This window comes from Endozoicomonas sp. Mp262, from assembly GCF_025643335.1.
Lineage (GTDB): Bacteria > Pseudomonadota > Gammaproteobacteria > Pseudomonadales > Endozoicomonadaceae > Endonucleibacter.
The window spans coordinates 1,703,989-1,718,214 of record NZ_CP092489.1 but is presented as its reverse complement, the minus strand read 5'-3'; the positions used below and the strand labels follow the sequence as shown (position 1 = coordinate 1,718,214).

14 protein-coding genes and 1 tRNA gene are annotated in these 14,226 nt (G+C 45.0%); 10 read left to right on the top strand and 5 right to left on the bottom strand.

Features of this window, described 5'->3' with window-relative positions:
* Positions 1–24: 24 nt before the first annotated feature.
* Positions 25–825, bottom strand: a complete 801-nt coding sequence (locus MJ595_RS07560; protein WP_263081840.1) for a hypothetical protein — start codon at positions 823–825, stop codon at positions 25–27.
* A 196-nt stretch (positions 826–1,021) separates the two neighbouring features.
* On the opposite strand from MJ595_RS07560, the gene MJ595_RS07555 reads away from it, so the two are divergent.
* Entirely contained in the window at positions 1,022–1,147 is a 126-nt protein-coding gene (locus MJ595_RS07555) for a hypothetical protein (RefSeq protein ID WP_263081839.1), read from the top strand.
* Positions 1,137–1,763: a hypothetical protein gene (locus MJ595_RS07550; RefSeq protein WP_263081838.1), complete on the top strand. Its 627-nt coding sequence runs from the start codon at positions 1,137–1,139 to the stop codon at positions 1,761–1,763. The genes MJ595_RS07555 and MJ595_RS07550 overlap by 11 nt, the downstream gene beginning before the upstream one ends.
* A gap of 197 nt (positions 1,764–1,960) precedes the next feature.
* Here the strand turns inward: MJ595_RS07550 and MJ595_RS07545 are convergent.
* A tRNA-Arg gene (locus MJ595_RS07545) sits at positions 1,961–2,037 on the bottom strand.
* 320 nt (positions 2,038–2,357) lie between these two features.
* On the opposite strand from MJ595_RS07545, the gene MJ595_RS07540 reads away from it, so the two are divergent.
* Positions 2,358–2,804: a c-type cytochrome gene (locus MJ595_RS07540; protein WP_263081837.1), complete on the top strand. Its 447-nt coding sequence runs from the start codon at positions 2,358–2,360 to the stop codon at positions 2,802–2,804.
* A gap of 69 nt (positions 2,805–2,873) precedes the next feature.
* On the opposite strand, the gene MJ595_RS07535 is transcribed toward MJ595_RS07540, so the two are convergent.
* On the bottom strand, positions 2,874–3,815 hold the full coding sequence (locus MJ595_RS07535; protein WP_263081836.1) for a universal stress protein: 942 nt from the start codon (positions 3,813–3,815) through the stop codon (positions 2,874–2,876).
* Between the two features lie 174 nt (positions 3,816–3,989).
* Here MJ595_RS07535 and MJ595_RS07530 point away from each other — a divergent pair, with 174 nt between their 5' ends.
* The 4 genes from MJ595_RS07530 to selD all read left to right on the top strand — a co-directional run bounded on the left by MJ595_RS07530 (position 3,990) and on the right by selD (position 8,495).
* Entirely contained in the window at positions 3,990–5,201 is a 1,212-nt protein-coding gene (locus MJ595_RS07530; RefSeq protein WP_263081835.1) for a polyamine ABC transporter substrate-binding protein, read from the top strand.
* A 351-nt stretch (positions 5,202–5,552) separates the two neighbouring features.
* Positions 5,553–6,785 (top strand): EAL domain-containing response regulator, encoded by a 1,233-nt coding sequence (locus MJ595_RS07525; protein ID WP_263081834.1) that lies wholly within the window; start codon positions 5,553–5,555, stop codon positions 6,783–6,785.
* Positions 6,786–6,792: 7 nt separating this feature from the next.
* Positions 6,793–7,329 (top strand): DUF2878 domain-containing protein, encoded by a 537-nt coding sequence (locus tag MJ595_RS07520; RefSeq protein WP_263081833.1) that lies wholly within the window; start codon positions 6,793–6,795, stop codon positions 7,327–7,329.
* 119 nt (positions 7,330–7,448) lie between these two features.
* On the top strand, positions 7,449–8,495 hold the full coding sequence (selD, locus tag MJ595_RS07515) for a selenide, water dikinase SelD (RefSeq protein WP_263081831.1): 1,047 nt from the start codon (positions 7,449–7,451) through the stop codon (positions 8,493–8,495).
* A 99-nt stretch (positions 8,496–8,594) separates the two neighbouring features.
* On the opposite strand, the gene MJ595_RS07510 is transcribed toward selD, so the two are convergent.
* The gene (locus MJ595_RS07510; RefSeq protein ID WP_263081830.1) at positions 8,595–8,840 is read right to left on the bottom strand and encodes a conserved oligomeric Golgi complex subunit 6; all 246 of its coding nucleotides are present in this window, start codon (positions 8,838–8,840) and stop codon (positions 8,595–8,597) included.
* 321 nt (positions 8,841–9,161) lie between these two features.
* Between MJ595_RS07510 and MJ595_RS07505 the strand changes: the two genes are divergently transcribed.
* Positions 9,162–9,638, top strand: a complete 477-nt coding sequence (locus MJ595_RS07505; protein ID WP_263081829.1) for a hypothetical protein — start codon at positions 9,162–9,164, stop codon at positions 9,636–9,638.
* A gap of 76 nt (positions 9,639–9,714) precedes the next feature.
* Here the strand turns inward: MJ595_RS07505 and glpT are convergent, their stop codons facing one another.
* Positions 9,715–11,070, bottom strand: a complete 1,356-nt coding sequence (glpT, locus tag MJ595_RS07500) for a glycerol-3-phosphate transporter (RefSeq protein WP_263081827.1) — start codon at positions 11,068–11,070, stop codon at positions 9,715–9,717.
* A gap of 256 nt (positions 11,071–11,326) precedes the next feature.
* Between glpT and glpQ the strand changes: the two genes are divergently transcribed.
* Complete coding sequence (gene glpQ, locus MJ595_RS07495) at positions 11,327–12,430, top strand: glycerophosphodiester phosphodiesterase (protein ID WP_263081825.1); 1,104 nt, start codon at positions 11,327–11,329, stop codon at positions 12,428–12,430.
* A 158-nt stretch (positions 12,431–12,588) separates the two neighbouring features.
* Positions 12,589–14,223 carry a hypothetical protein gene (locus tag MJ595_RS07490; RefSeq protein ID WP_263081824.1) on the top strand — a complete coding sequence of 545 codons (1,635 nt, stop codon included), beginning with the start codon at positions 12,589–12,591 and terminating at the stop codon, positions 14,221–14,223.
* Positions 14,224–14,226 lie beyond the last annotated feature (3 nt).

Genomic DNA, 14,226 nt, shown 5'->3' with positions numbered 1-14,226 from the left:
GGTTGGCAAGCTGAAGAAGCTCGGTCAATTTGAGACTTTCACCCATTCAAAATCAGGGTTTAAAGATTCATGTATTATCACAGTAGTAGAAATACCTTTTTTGGATTTGCTTGGCTCTATTTTAACAGCGCTTTTGTTTTGATCTCCTAAAAAAACATCTGTAGCAATTAGTTCTTCATCAGGAAAAGCATAGCGTTCTCGCATGTTCTCAAAACAGCATACTGAATAGGTTTCAGCCGAGCATGTCTTTACTGGAACTTTAAAGGTTGTTACCAACTGTCCTACACCAGTATCCTCTCTAAACTCCAGCTCATAATCTATAGACATGAATTCACAGGAGTCATCACCAGTAGATATTTCTTGAAGCTGTATTTCCACCTCATCATCTTCATCAACTGAACAATCAAACTCCAATTCTTGTAGATTTAGTCCTAGTCTAGCAATGTCCAACTGTATATCCTTATCACCTCTTTTATAATCCTCTCTATAAGTGGCAACGTTAGTAACATGAAATTCAGGTCGTTTTTCTGATGGGCATTTAGGTCTGAACCCTTTGCTTGCAACTGCTTTAGGCAAGTAAAGATAAACATACCCTTTTTTTAAGTCACCATTTTTTATACTATATGCCATTAATAGATTATGTGAGCTTACAACATGCTGGCCATTTCTCCCATTAACTACGGTTTTTTCAAACCCATATACATCCACCCTATTTGGTAGTTGAATATTTTTTTCTGTATCAGGAATTTTTTCAGTCTTTGACTTACCTGCATTAACATCAATCGATATAAAAAAAATGACAATTAGGAAGAATAACTTGTTCATATAATTAACCTGGTTGGTTATGATATTGAGCGAATCAAGAAAACGTTCATTTTTTCAACCTACTCCTTAAAAATAGTTATTATCTTTTCAGTCCATAGAAGATAGCGCATTTTTAACGTTTAAGTTTTATCGTCTACTTTGAAATCCATTGGTTAATACTTTGACCACTAATTTGAGCTGCCATAACAATAGCTGTATGAAATTCAAGCAAGACCAAAAACGAGTAAAAAAGCAAGATCATACCAACAAACTTCGGCTATCATTAGCTCCCACCAGCCAAGCACAGCCTATCTATAAAGGATTACCTGCCCATGACCTGTAAAACCGATGCTGAATCTCCACCGGCCAAACAAAGTATGGATTACGCTCAGTTACTGGCAGCGCTGGAACAGGCCAGCGCATTTGACTTGTTCCGTCTGGAAAGTGTTATCCGGAAAGAGCTGGAGTCTGCCGAACGAATTCGAACCGTCAAAAAACAACTCACCATTGGCCAGAAGCTCAGTTATTTCGATACCAACAGTAACAGCCTCCACTCCTGTGAAATCATCAAACTCAACCCGAAACGGGCATTGGTAAAAGACTTTACCGATAACAGTCAGTGGACCGTTCCTTACCATATGCTCAACATTGAAGGTGCCGATACCCGGGTCAATCATAACGTAGAAAGAGGACTGAGCCGACACGCTTTATCAGTGAATGATGTGGTTGGTTTTCGGGATAAACACGGTATCGAACGCACCGGCAAAGTCATCCGCCTGAACAGCAAGTCAGTCACCCTCCAGTGTGACGAAGGCCGGTGGCGGGTCAGTTACGCTTTACTCTACCGGGTACTTGATGGCGAAGCCGGAACTGCGCAGCAACCCCTTATTTTAGAGGGAGACAATACACACCCTTCCGATAATGACCCCATGACTATTGAGGGAACGGTGATTGACTGATGGACAACATAAAGAGCTAATTCGATTAGCAACAAATCTGATATTACTGACAAGCCTGCCGGCATTATTGCCCGCTATCTGGATCAGCAAGACAAGCCCGTTCTGGTTTCCTTGCTGACCGACATCATTAATCCGAGTCGATTCCGAACCATACAGGCACAAAAAAAGGGCTTCATTTCTGAAACCCTTTATTCATATGGCGCACCCGAGAGGATTCGAACCTCTGGCCTCTGCCTCCGGAGGGCAGCGCTCTATCCAGCTGAGCTACGGGTGCGCAAAACTGGAATCTGTTGCATATCCAGTGGGTGACAATAATACTAACCAAAGACCCTGCTGTCTATGGTTTTTTAAGTAGTTACAGCAATAAGCACCTTACCCTGGCCTGAACATAGATTTCAGACGAACGGCCAGTGCTGTTTTAGCCAGCATAATTACATTATACTGATCAGAGGCTGCATCAATTTGCCTCCAGATAGCGTAACAATTACATAAAATATGCTTAAAAATAATATAGTTTTACTGATGCCAACGCAGTCAGAGTCCGCTTCAGGAAAAGCTACTAACAGGATAAGCAAGTGTCCAGGGGGAGTTAATATGGGTATACGTGCCCTCATTCTTTGTATGGCTTGGCTATTTTTTACAACAACGGCTTCCGCCAGGATAACCACAGATCTTGACGAAATCTCCCGCAAGGAAATTGCCGAGAGAATAGCTCCCGTGGGTAAAGCCTGTGAAACGGATCAGGAATGTGCAAAAAATGCCGGAGTCATCGCCTCTAGCAGCTCAAGCGGCCCAAGGAGTGGTGAGCAAGTGTTCAACCAATTCTGCACGGCCTGCCACACTCCTGGTTTGCTTAACGCGCCCAAGATCAATGACAAGGCAACCTGGAGTGCCCGGATGGATGAGCTTGGAGGGTTTGACAAACTGCTGAGCAATGCCATTAACGGCATTGGAAGCATGCCTGCCAAAGGTACCTGTATGAACTGTTCAGATGATGAGATCAGCAGTGCCATTGAATATATGAGCGGCCTGAAGCCATAACAGGCATTGTCATCGTATTACTCAACCAGGTTGATGGGGAATAGAGCAGTGGTTCTATTCCCTGTTCGTTTAGGATAAAGGGCTAACATACCCCTCTGGTTTCACAGCCAGAACCGAACAATAAATACTATTGAGAATATTCTCTGCCGTATTTCCTATCATCATGCTACGAGAGTGCCGACCCAGGGTTCCCATCACTATAAGATCCACATCCAGTTCATTAGCCAATTGTTGAATTTCATGGGCTGGCTGACCTTTCAAAAGATGGATATGAATATTCTCTTGCTCACCCTCTTCTATCCTGAACTCTGCTAATAACTCACACTGCTTATTTCGATAGCGTTTTCTTGTTGTTTCCTGAAGTTCATAAAGCTCTTCATCTGAAAACATGCGAAGAGCGCGTTTACTGACAGGCAGGTTCCAAACACTGACAAAGTGCAATTCTGCCTGCTCTTGACTGGCAAGATAAAGGCCATACTGAAATAAACGACGGTTGATTTCAAGAGCCTCCCCGTCAGCATCACCGGCATCAAAAGCCACCATCACCCGACCACAGGGTTCAGGTAGCTGGTTTCTGTCCGCCATCATTAATACCGGGACAGGACTCTTCCGCAATAAGGCCAGGTCATTTCCCGTTAGCTGATTTCGAGCAACAGCACCACTGGGATCAGCCAGTTTAATGACCAGGTCACATTGCAACTCCTCTAGCAGAGAAATAATAGATTCCCTTGGCCTGCCAGCAACCACACGCGCTTCAATGGCCAACCCTTCATCCCAGGCAAGGTTTTGTATTCTTTGCAGCTCAATATCCAGCTGATCACGCAGCATTGACTCCAGTCGCTTCTCTAACGGAAGAAACTGCAACTTGTGCAGCACATTCAAGCTATTATCAAACAGCGCAACAGTAAGGTGTGCCCGATTATCCGCTGCAAGCCTGAAGGCTTGCTGAAATTCCATATCAGAGGTATGTGTACGGGTTATAGCCAATAAAATGTTACGAAATGCATGCATAACACTCCCTCAAAGCCGATATCTTTAGCCTTGGTACGACCAGCATTGTTGATCCCGGGACTTTTGACTCAATCGCGTCCTTTACAGTCCCGTTAATCTACGCTCCCATAACCAAGTGCGATTTGGTTTTTCTGAAAGGTAAATATAGACATAAATGGTGTTTCTGCCTCATTTATGGTTGGTATTAACCCTTCTTGTGACAGTGGCTGTCTTTACTATAATCCCGCGGGTTTTACCCCTCCCGACAGGACAGAACAGGACATGAAATTCAGGCTCTTTATTTCTGTGGTGGCAATCATTTATGCCTCCTTTACACAAGCAGGGAATCCTGCCTCGCCAGAAGCTGGTAGTAAAAAAGATAAAAACCTTTACTTCTATAATTGGAGTGACTACATAGCTCCCAATACAATCCAGGACTTTGAGAAAAAAACCGGCATAAAAACAACCTACGATTTATACGACAGTAATGAGGTTCTTGAAGGCAAGCTGCTATCTGGAAAAAGTGGTTTCGATCTGGTTTCACCGTCTCATGACTTTTATAAGACCCAGATTAGGGCTGGTGTTTACAGTAAACTGGATAAATCCCAGCTACCCAACCTGAAAAACCTTGATCCTGCCTTAATGAAACGGATCTCAGATTCTTTCGATAAAGATAACCAGTATGGTATCCCTTATCTTTGGGGAACCACAGGTATTGGCTATAACAAGAAAGCTGTAGAAAAGGCTCTTGGTAAAAATGCACCCGTAGATAGCTGGGCCCTGGTTTTTGAACCTGAAAACATGAAGAAACTCCAACAGTGTGGCGTTGCTTTTCTGGATGCCCCCTCTGAAGTGCTGCCTTCTGTGATGGCCTATCTGGGAATACCCGGAGATAGCCTCGCCATCAAAGACTACAAAGCTGCCGTTAATAAAATTAAAACAGTCAGTCCTTATGTCAGTTATTTCCATTCTTCGAAGTCCATCACAGACCTGGCCAATGGCGATATTTGTGTTGCCATTGGCTGGTCTGGTGACATGCTGATGGCTCGTGACCGTGCCCGGGAAGCTAAAAACAACCAGGATATCCGTTATTCCATTCCCAAAGAAGGGGCTGCTTTATGGTTTGATATGCTGGCCATCCCTGCGGATGCTCCCAATAAAAAGGCGGCCCATGAAATGCTCAATTATCTGATGGAACCAAAAACCATTGCGGATATCTCAAATTATGTGGCCTTCGCCAACCCCACGCCAGTATCCAAGCCTTATATTGATGCCGAGGTTGTCAATGATCCCGGCATTTACCCAACCCCGGCAACAATGGATAAACTTTTTGTTTTCAAAGAGCTGCCTCGCAGGTTGAAAAGCTACATTACCCGGGAATGGACCCGTTTAAAAACAGGCCGTTGATCCCTCTTCCTGAAAGAAACATACTAGGGGCTGTTGACGTTTGATCGTGAGTTCAGTGGCTCGTAAAGCGGTTTTCCGCAAGGCGGACTGGTGCAGGCATAGTTATTCTACGTCAAGCCAGTCCAACGCAGTCGGAAAGCCGCTTTACGAGCCACCCGAAGGGCCAAAACCAGCGCTTCCGTGCCGTCGTTGCAGTAGCTTGAAAGACGCGAGTACGTGTGACCTTTAGGTTATTCCTGCGCTACTGCGCCTAGCCACGAAACCGCTGGTTTTGGCTGAGCACACGAGCAAACGCCAACAGCCCCTAAGAACAGGAAGCAGTAAAACCATTGGTGACAAGGATGTCATACCGTGAAAAAAGAGATAAAAAACGTCCATGTTCTGGTGGTCGAAGACCATGAATTGCTTAGCAAAATATTGATTCAGGCGTTAACCCGTGCCGGGATAGATAAAATAGCGCTTGCCACCAATGGACTAGAGGCCTTGAATATCATTCAGAGCGGAACGCCTGTGAACCTGATCATTTGTGATCTGGATATGCCGACTATGGACGGTATTGAATTTATTAACCATGTAGGCACCCACGGCTCCGATGTCTCCATTATTATATCCAGCTCCCTGGATCCAGCCCTGATCAGAACCGTCGAGGATATGGCAGCATCTCATGGGCTTGATGTTCTTGGCACACTGCCAAAACCCATTTCTTCAGAAAAGCTTGAGGGTTTCATTAACCGCTACCTGCAACAGGATATCCTTACAGAGAACAGTCAACCCCAGCACACTGGATTGGCTATTAATCAGGCAATACTTGAAAAGGCCATTGATGACGGCCAGTTTATTTTGTACTTCCAACCTAAAGTTAAGCTCGATACCGGTGAACTTCACTCAGTGGAAGCCCTGGCCAGATGGAAACACCCCAACGCCAGCATCGTTGCACCGGGTCAGTTCATCGCTCAAATGGAACAGTGGGGACTCATTGAAAAGCTGACCCTCTCCTTATTAAATCAAGCCTTGGATCAGATAGAAAACTGGAAAAAGCAAGGGCGCTCCATTTCAGTGGCCATCAATATATCTCCAGCCATGCTTAATAACACCCAGCTGCCAGATATATTACTGAAAGAAATATCCTCCCGTCACCTGGATCCGAAACTTCTCATTCTTGAAATCACAGAAAATGGTGCCATCACTAATACCACAAGCACCCTGACCACCCTGGCCCGGCTGAAAATGCATGGATTTTCTCTCGCCATAGACGACTTTGGTGTCGGATACTCCAGTATGCAACAGCTTAATCGCATTCCTTTTACAGAACTGAAAATAGACCGTTCATTTGTTCATAATGCCAGCAACGATACGACCCTGAAGGCTATCATTGAAGCAAACCTGTCCCTGGCGCAAAACCTTGGCCTGAAAACCGTGGCAGAAGGTATTGAACAAAGCAAAGACTGGCAGTTACTCAGAGACCTGCACTGCGAGATGGCTCAAGGTTTTTTTATTGGCAAGCCTATGCCTGCCTCAGAACTGGATGACTGGGAGAAAAGCTGGTTAGAATTTACCACCAGTAATAGATTCCCAAAGAGGTAGATATCAGGTGAAATTATTTAATGACAAAAACCACCTTCTGCTCCTCAACTTTTTACTGTTTCAGATCGGCTGGTTTGCCTGTGTACTCGGCGGCAACGCCATCGCGCTGCTGACAACGCTGGCAGTCCTGGCTATCCACTTCGGTTTTGTCTCCCACTGGAAGAAAGAGAGAGAAGTTCTCGCGACAACCTTACTGCTTGGGGGCTCGATCGACAGCTTTCTCAGCCATCTAGGGATCATTACATTCCCGGGTGACAGCCTGCTAATCCCCCCCTGGCTTGCCTGCCTGTGGGTACTATTTGGCACTACGTTAAGGCACAGTCTTCTCTGGACAAGCCGATACAAACTGGCTGGTGCCCTGTGTGGAGCCATTGCAGGCTCGCTCAGTTACTACGCCGGGTCCCAGCTAACGGATGTTCAACTGGCCACCCCGCTGTGGATACCCCTGCTGGTTTACGCTATTGTCTGGTTGTTATTAATACCTCTATTACAAAGCTTTTCAAACATCTGGCTAATTCGCTATAAAAAGAACTGTTTGCCATAAGCCTTTGGCTTGGAATCCTGCTCTTGAAAAACCTGTACTACAATCCTTGAGTCTTTAGTGGGTCGTAACGATTAATTTCCCCTTATTCATTTGATACCTAATGAAGGCTCTCCTGCACCATGGATTATGAAGTTGAACCGATAAAACTCACAGAATACAGCCATGGCGGTGGCTGTGGCTGCAAAATTTCTACCCAGGCTCTTGATACCATTCTGAAAACGGAGCTGGTGTTGCCCGAGTATCCCGACCTTGTGGTGGGTAATGCCAGCAAAGACGATGCCGCCGTATTTAACCTTGGCAATGGTGAAGGCGTCATCAGTACAACCGATTTTTTTATGCCTATTGTGGACGATCCCTTTGATTTTGGGCGCATTGCCGCCACCAATGCCATTAGCGATATCTATGCCATGGGAGGCACACCGGTCATGGCTATTGCTATTCTCGGATGGCCAATAAACACGCTGGCTCCAGAAATTGCCCGAAGCGTAATAGATGGAGGCAGGCAGGCCTGTATTGATGCCGGGATACCTCTGGCAGGCGGCCATAGCATTGACTCACCTGAACCCCTGTTTGGCCTGGCCGTTACCGGTCGGGTGTCACTACACAATCTGAAACAAAACAATAAAGCCCAGGCAGGAGATCAGCTCTATCTTACGAAGCCGCTGGGAGTTGGCATCCTGACCACTGCCCAAAAAAAGCAACTATTGGCTGATGAGCATACCTACATAGCCATTGATGCCATGTGCACTTTGAATAAAATTGGCATGGATCTGGCCCAAATAAAGGGTGTTCATGCAATCACGGATATAACGGGCTTTGGACTACTGGGACATCTATTGGAAATCTGTGAAGGTAGCCAGGTTAAGGCCACCGTGTATGATAAAAAAATACCACTCTTACCTTTTGTGGAACTTTATCAGGGACAGGACTGCATTCCCGGGGGAACCCTGCGCAATATTAACAGTTATGGGCACCAGGCTTCAGAAATGACGGAATTACAACAACATATCCTTTGTGACCCCCAAACCAGTGGCGGCTTATTAGTAGCCGTTGCTGAAAAAGCTGAAAGCCAATTTCATGCTGTTGCCGCCCGGTATGGACTGGAACTGGAGAGTATTGGAAAACTATCAAAACAGGATGGCAGCCACTTGGTGTCAATCATTTAGCTAAAATGGAAAACAAAAAAGAAGGCCCGGAAAACGTTCCGGGCCAAAAATGTGTTGAGATGATATAGCCCTACTGACGACTCACTGTCCCTGGCGAACCTAGATAGGTCTGTTGCCGTAGTCTCCATTAGGTTTTTTGGGGGGATCTGCCGTGACATTGGTGGGTATTTCCTGAATTTTACCGCCTTTTTTCAGAAATTCTTCGACCTGATTACTCAGGCTCTCCCTCAATTTCTTTCTAGATTCAACAGTCCGCTCTTCAGCCGGCTCATCTCGACTACCTAAATAGCCAATATCTATACCGTCAAAACCAGTTGCAGCTTTGTTTGGCTTTTTCCGTGCCATAGCTTTGTCCTCTAATTCACTGGTCTTTGGAGACTCTGCTCCAACCCTTGTTATTCTTTTATTCCAACTATTTTTAGTTATAGTTCAACATTTATAAAACGCTAGTTCCTATTACCTCCCTGACCAACAAACCACAGAAAAGTATAATTACCTATATACAACCTATTGTAAAGCTATAAGAAAACACCACCCTCTACCAGCTCAGAATGAACATCCCTTAAGAAACTATTAAGACTCTGAGAAATCCGCCGATACTTATCCAGTTTCAATCAGCTATTTCTGATGATAAACATGATTTGCTATCGATCCCTGCTCTTTCCCATGGCTGCGCTTTGTTTTTTCTTTATTACTCCTGCTACCTCGGGAAAGAATGAATCCCAGGTGCTCATACCGATCTTTAAACCCGTTGCCATTGATATTAAGAAAGAGAAAGCGCCCCTGAATCCCAAAGGCTGTACAATGGCAGAGATGGTACAGTTTTATCTTTCGGAACTAGGTATAAAAAATGCCCAGTTACGCTTTGTCAGACAGCGCATGCCCCACCCTCATACTCATGGCTACACCCAGCCACAAAGTAACACTCATTACCTTATTGCACTCGCCCAGAGCCTCGAACCCAGCGAAATTCGAATTACTGTAGCCCATGAATTGGTTCATGTTCGCCAGATTGAACAGGGCCAAATTAAAAAAAGTGAATTTAAAAAAGACTATCTGGAACGGGATTTTGAAGACGAGGCATTTCGGCTAAGCCTTCCCCTGGCCGCAAAATTTTACCAGGTACTGGATTGCCAAAAATAGTTAAAAGCTGGATTCACACCAAAAAAAAGGCGCCAAAGGCGCCCGCAAGAGTGAGACTTTTTAATCAATTAATAGATCAGGCAGGCTGAGCCACAGCCTTCTTTTCAGTAGTGATATGCTTCATGGACATGGCCAGCAGGATAACAGACATCACACAGCTGGCGGTCAGTAACATAAAGCCACCATCCCAGCCAAAGTGGTCGACAGTGTATCCAAGCACTGCGTTTGCTGCCACTGCCCCACCGAGGTAACCAAACAAACCGGTCAAGCCTGCCGCTGTACCTGCCGCTTTCTTCGGTACCAGTTCCAGTGCATACAGGCCAATCAGCATAACCGGGCCATAGATCAGGAAGCCAATAGCCACCAGAGCCAGCATATCAATGGTTGGGTTGCCTGCCGGGTTAAACCAGTAAACCATGACCGCCACTGTCACCAACAGCATAAACACAATACCGGCAGGGGCTCGCTTGCCCTTGAACACCTTGTCAGAAATCCAGCCACACAACAGTGTACCGGGAATACCTGCCCATTCATAAAGGAAGTAGGCCCAGGAAGACTTGTCTACAGAGAAATCTTTGGCTTCAGATAAATAGGTCGGAGCCCAGTCCAATACGCCATAACGGATCAGGTAAATAAACGCATTGGCAATGGCGATGTACCAGAGCAGCTTGTTACGGAAGACATACTTGAAAAAGATCTCTTTAGCGGTCAGCTCTTCCTCATGGCTCTTGTCATAGTTCTCAGGGTAGTCATCCTTATATTCCTCAATAGAAGGCAGACCACAGGACTGAGGTGTATCTTTCATTACCAATAAGATGAATGCCGCTACCAGCATGGCACCTGCTGCGGGCACATAGAAAGCAGCATGCCAGTCTTCTTTAAACAGCAGCATACCCAACAGGAACAGTGGGCCAATCAAGCCCCCCCCCACATTGTGGGCAACATTCCAGACAGAGACTATTGACCCCCGCTCTTTCTTTGACCACCAGTGCACCATTGTACGACCACAGGCAGGCCAACCCATTCCCTGAAACCAGCCATTAAGAAACAGCAACACAAACATAGCAGCAATACTACTTGTTGCCCACGGCATCAACCCCATGGCAAACATAGTTAGCGCAGACATTATCAAGCCAGCTGCCAGGAATATTCTGGGATTGGAGCGGTCAGAAACATTACCCATCAAAAATTTGGATAGGCCATAGGCAATGGACACTGCTGAAAGGGCTACACCCAGATCACCACGGCTATAGCCCATCTCGCTGATAAGGTAAGGCATGGCCAGGGAAAAGTTTTTTCTTACCAGATAATAACCGGCATAGCCGATAAAAATCCCTGCAAAAATCTGCCAGCGCAGTTTTTTATAATGACCATCAACCTGGCCAGTCGGCAAAGCCGTCCGGTGAGGTGCTGGTTTGAAAATACCTATCATACTGTTTCCGAAAAAATACTGTTTTCAGCACCTGGGTGAAAAAGTTTGTTCCTTGCAAAACTGAAATCAGCCCCACTGGTCGAATAGTGCTCACCCGATGAAATTAGGAGCAAATAATAGTTTTTTTATGTTCATTTCATATTGACTCAGGACAATAAACGAACAAATTGACTCATAATTGATAAAAATCATTCGCCGTAGACGAACATCCACTTACAATATTGTTCGTAAAACAACATTTTGATTGCGGAAAAACATGAAAAAATATACGGCTCTGGCTCTTGGTATTATGATTGCCTCCGGCTCTGCCATTGCGAATAGCAAACTGGTTATTGCCCACCGGGGAGCCAGCGGTTATTTGCCCGAACATACCCTTGCAGCCAAATCAGCTGCATACTTTATGGGTGCCGACTACATTGAGCAGGATGTAGTGATGACCCGTGACAACAAACTGGTGGTACTACACGACCACTATCTGGACCGGGTGACCGATGTCGCTGAAAAATACCCGGAACGTTTCCGGATGGAAAACGGCAAAAAACGCTGGTTTGCCATTGATTTTGACCTAGCTGAAATTCAAGGGCTGAGCATGACTGAAGGTTTTAATGTCAGCTCCGAGAAGTTCTCAAAAGAGAGTGCTCAGGCTATTTTTCCTGAGCGCTTTCCTCTATGGAAATCCTCTTTCCGGGTACATACCCTTGAGGAAGAAATTGAATTGATTCAGGGTATGAATAAATCTACCGGCCATGATGTTGGTATCTATCCTGAAATCAAGGCTCCCTGGTTCCACCGGCATGAAGGCAAGGATATATCCAAAGCTGTACTGGAAGTGCTAAAAAAATACGGTTATACCAAGAAAACGGACAAGGTCTACCTGCAGTGCTTTGACCCCAACGAAACCCAACGAATTGCCCGACAACTGATGCCTGCCATCGGCATGGATCTGAAGCTGGTGCAGCTTATGGCTGAAACCAGCTGGAATGAAACCATGGTGTACACTCGTGGCAAACCATCCCCTTACAGTTATGACTGGATGTTCCAGCCAGGCGCTATGGCCGAAATTGCCAAGTATGCAGATGGCATCGGCCCATGGAAGCCATTCTTGGTGGATAGCTCATCCACCAAGGATCATCTCATTATTACCCCGATGATCTCCGAGGCTAAAAAAGCAGGTCTTGAAGTACATCCTTATACCTTCCGTGCAGATAAAGGGCGTATCCCAACCTATGCAGATAACTTTGAGGGTATGCTGGATATTTTCTTCAACAAAGTAGGCGTTGACGGGGTATTCACCGACTTCCCGGATAAGGCTGTGGAGTTTGTGAAACAGTCTGAAGGGAAAGCTAATAAAAAGAGTTAGTCACTGCATTACAAGCCTACAGAAGCTCACCACTGTAGGCTTTTTTTCAATACATAAAATAGACATGACTTTCCAGTCAGCATCTTTTACCTCAGCTATAGTTTATATCCATAAGGATAATTCTCGCCTGAACAACAAAGAGGCTATTGGAATTTGTCATGTCACGACTTTCAATAAAAAAATGGGCAGTACAACTATCAGTATTCGCTACTTTCCTTTCAATTAACCCGGATAATGCCACCGCTCAAAAATTTACTGTTAGCTACACTCCCCTCTCCAACGCCACCAGCTTCTATAATGCTATCAGTGATAGTGATGGTGAAGAACTATACAGGCAACTGTGTGACTTTCTCACCCAGCCCAGCCCCTCAGATCACCAAGCACTTGAAACATTACTAGGCAATAAACACCTGGGGGCAACCAGTATTAATAGCCTTCGAGAGCTTGTTTATCTGCCATTGTCCCAAAGCCTGCCGAAGCTCCCACACACTGTCGTCATCTCATTTATGCGCAAACAGCCAATACTGGTCATTGCTTTAGACGAGCTTCAACAAGTGTCTGAACACAGCTTCCTTATTGATGGCTCCTCACTCTATCCGCTAGCTGCCCTATGGGGGGCAATGCAACCTGTTCCAGAACTGCAGTTATTATTATCCGGTGCACAATGGTCAAAATTATCCCTGACTTCGCAAAGATCAGTATGGCCATCAGGCATAGGAGACTATTTAAAACAGCTCTATGATGCAGCCGTCCATCAAAATGTACAGAACAATATAAGCATGCTCACCCTGCCGTTTGAGCCAATGGAAACACAGGGTATGACTAAAAATCCCGAGGGTTGGACGCAAGTATATACCACCCCCTCATCAACCAACGCTAGCCAAAATGGGTTCTATGCAGCATGCTCAGGGGGATTAACCCTCAAACCAACAGCATCCATGCAATCAAAAAGTTTCACTGAAAAAAAAAGTCCCTGCATGAAAAAATACAAAGATGTAAAAAGGGCTATTCAACAAATGCAGAATACACGTTATAAACGATACCCTGGTGAAACCGATAGATTAGATACCCTTTTAGAATCACTCTCACACCCTTTTCCACTATCAAATAAAGAATTGCTAAAGCTTTTTGGCTCTGCAAAAGAGATGATTAAACCTGATTTTCCTGAAATGATTATTTCTGAAGACACAAAACAATTAATTAGAGACTTACAGCTAATTATCTCCCACTCATTTTTTGAAAATAACGATGATCATTCACCTAACCCAGGGACACTGGTAAGCCATCCTAAATCACGCAACACTCTCATAACGATAGAGTGGACTTACATAGAGCTACTGCGAAACCCATCCCTTAGAACCGATGATTTACAATGCAGCATCCCTTTCAACCCGGACAACCCGATCCATCATATCCTTTTCTACATCTATGTCACTGACAAGCTATATCGTGCCACACTGATAGCTCTATCCTATTACCTGAATATATTCCACTTCCAATTCCCTCCAAAGAAACAACAAACCTCTTTAGCCTCTACCAGTAAAGACCCACCGCCATTAACATGGTCATCCACCCAAGATTCATCAGAAATTACACACATTTTTCACAATATAAAAAGTACCGTGGCTCAAAAAAAGAAATCACTGAAGGAAAAAACCTACCAATTAAGGGATTCAGCCCGTAAATTGACAGAACTATACCAGTATCAAGGTTTTACAGGGAAATCACCTCACCCGCTGATTATTTTGGACGGCAGCTTCATGGTTTTTGATAGTCGAAATTTCTGGAAATAATAG

Coding starts and splice junctions, on each gene's coding strand:
- MJ595_RS07560 (WP_263081840.1), bottom strand. CDS start 825: ATGAACAAGTTATTCTTCCTAATTGTCATTTTTTTTATATCGATTGAT.
- MJ595_RS07555 (WP_263081839.1), top strand. CDS start 1,022: ATGAAATTCAAGCAAGACCAAAAACGAGTAAAAAAGCAAGATCATACC.
- MJ595_RS07550 (WP_263081838.1), top strand. CDS start 1,137: ATGACCTGTAAAACCGATGCTGAATCTCCACCGGCCAAACAAAGTATG.
- MJ595_RS07540 (WP_263081837.1), top strand. CDS start 2,358: ATGGGTATACGTGCCCTCATTCTTTGTATGGCTTGGCTATTTTTTACA.
- MJ595_RS07535 (WP_263081836.1), bottom strand. CDS start 3,815: ATGCATGCATTTCGTAACATTTTATTGGCTATAACCCGTACACATACC.
- MJ595_RS07530 (WP_263081835.1), top strand. CDS start 3,990: ATGGTTGGTATTAACCCTTCTTGTGACAGTGGCTGTCTTTACTATAAT.
- selD (WP_263081831.1), top strand. CDS start 7,449: ATGGATTATGAAGTTGAACCGATAAAACTCACAGAATACAGCCATGGC.
- MJ595_RS07510 (WP_263081830.1), bottom strand. CDS start 8,840: ATGGCACGGAAAAAGCCAAACAAAGCTGCAACTGGTTTTGACGGTATA.
- MJ595_RS07505 (WP_263081829.1), top strand. CDS start 9,162: ATGGCTGCGCTTTGTTTTTTCTTTATTACTCCTGCTACCTCGGGAAAG.
- glpT (WP_263081827.1), bottom strand. CDS start 11,070: ATGATAGGTATTTTCAAACCAGCACCTCACCGGACGGCTTTGCCGACT.
- glpQ (WP_263081825.1), top strand. CDS start 11,327: ATGAAAAAATATACGGCTCTGGCTCTTGGTATTATGATTGCCTCCGGC.
- MJ595_RS07490 (WP_263081824.1), top strand. CDS start 12,589: ATGTCACGACTTTCAATAAAAAAATGGGCAGTACAACTATCAGTATTC.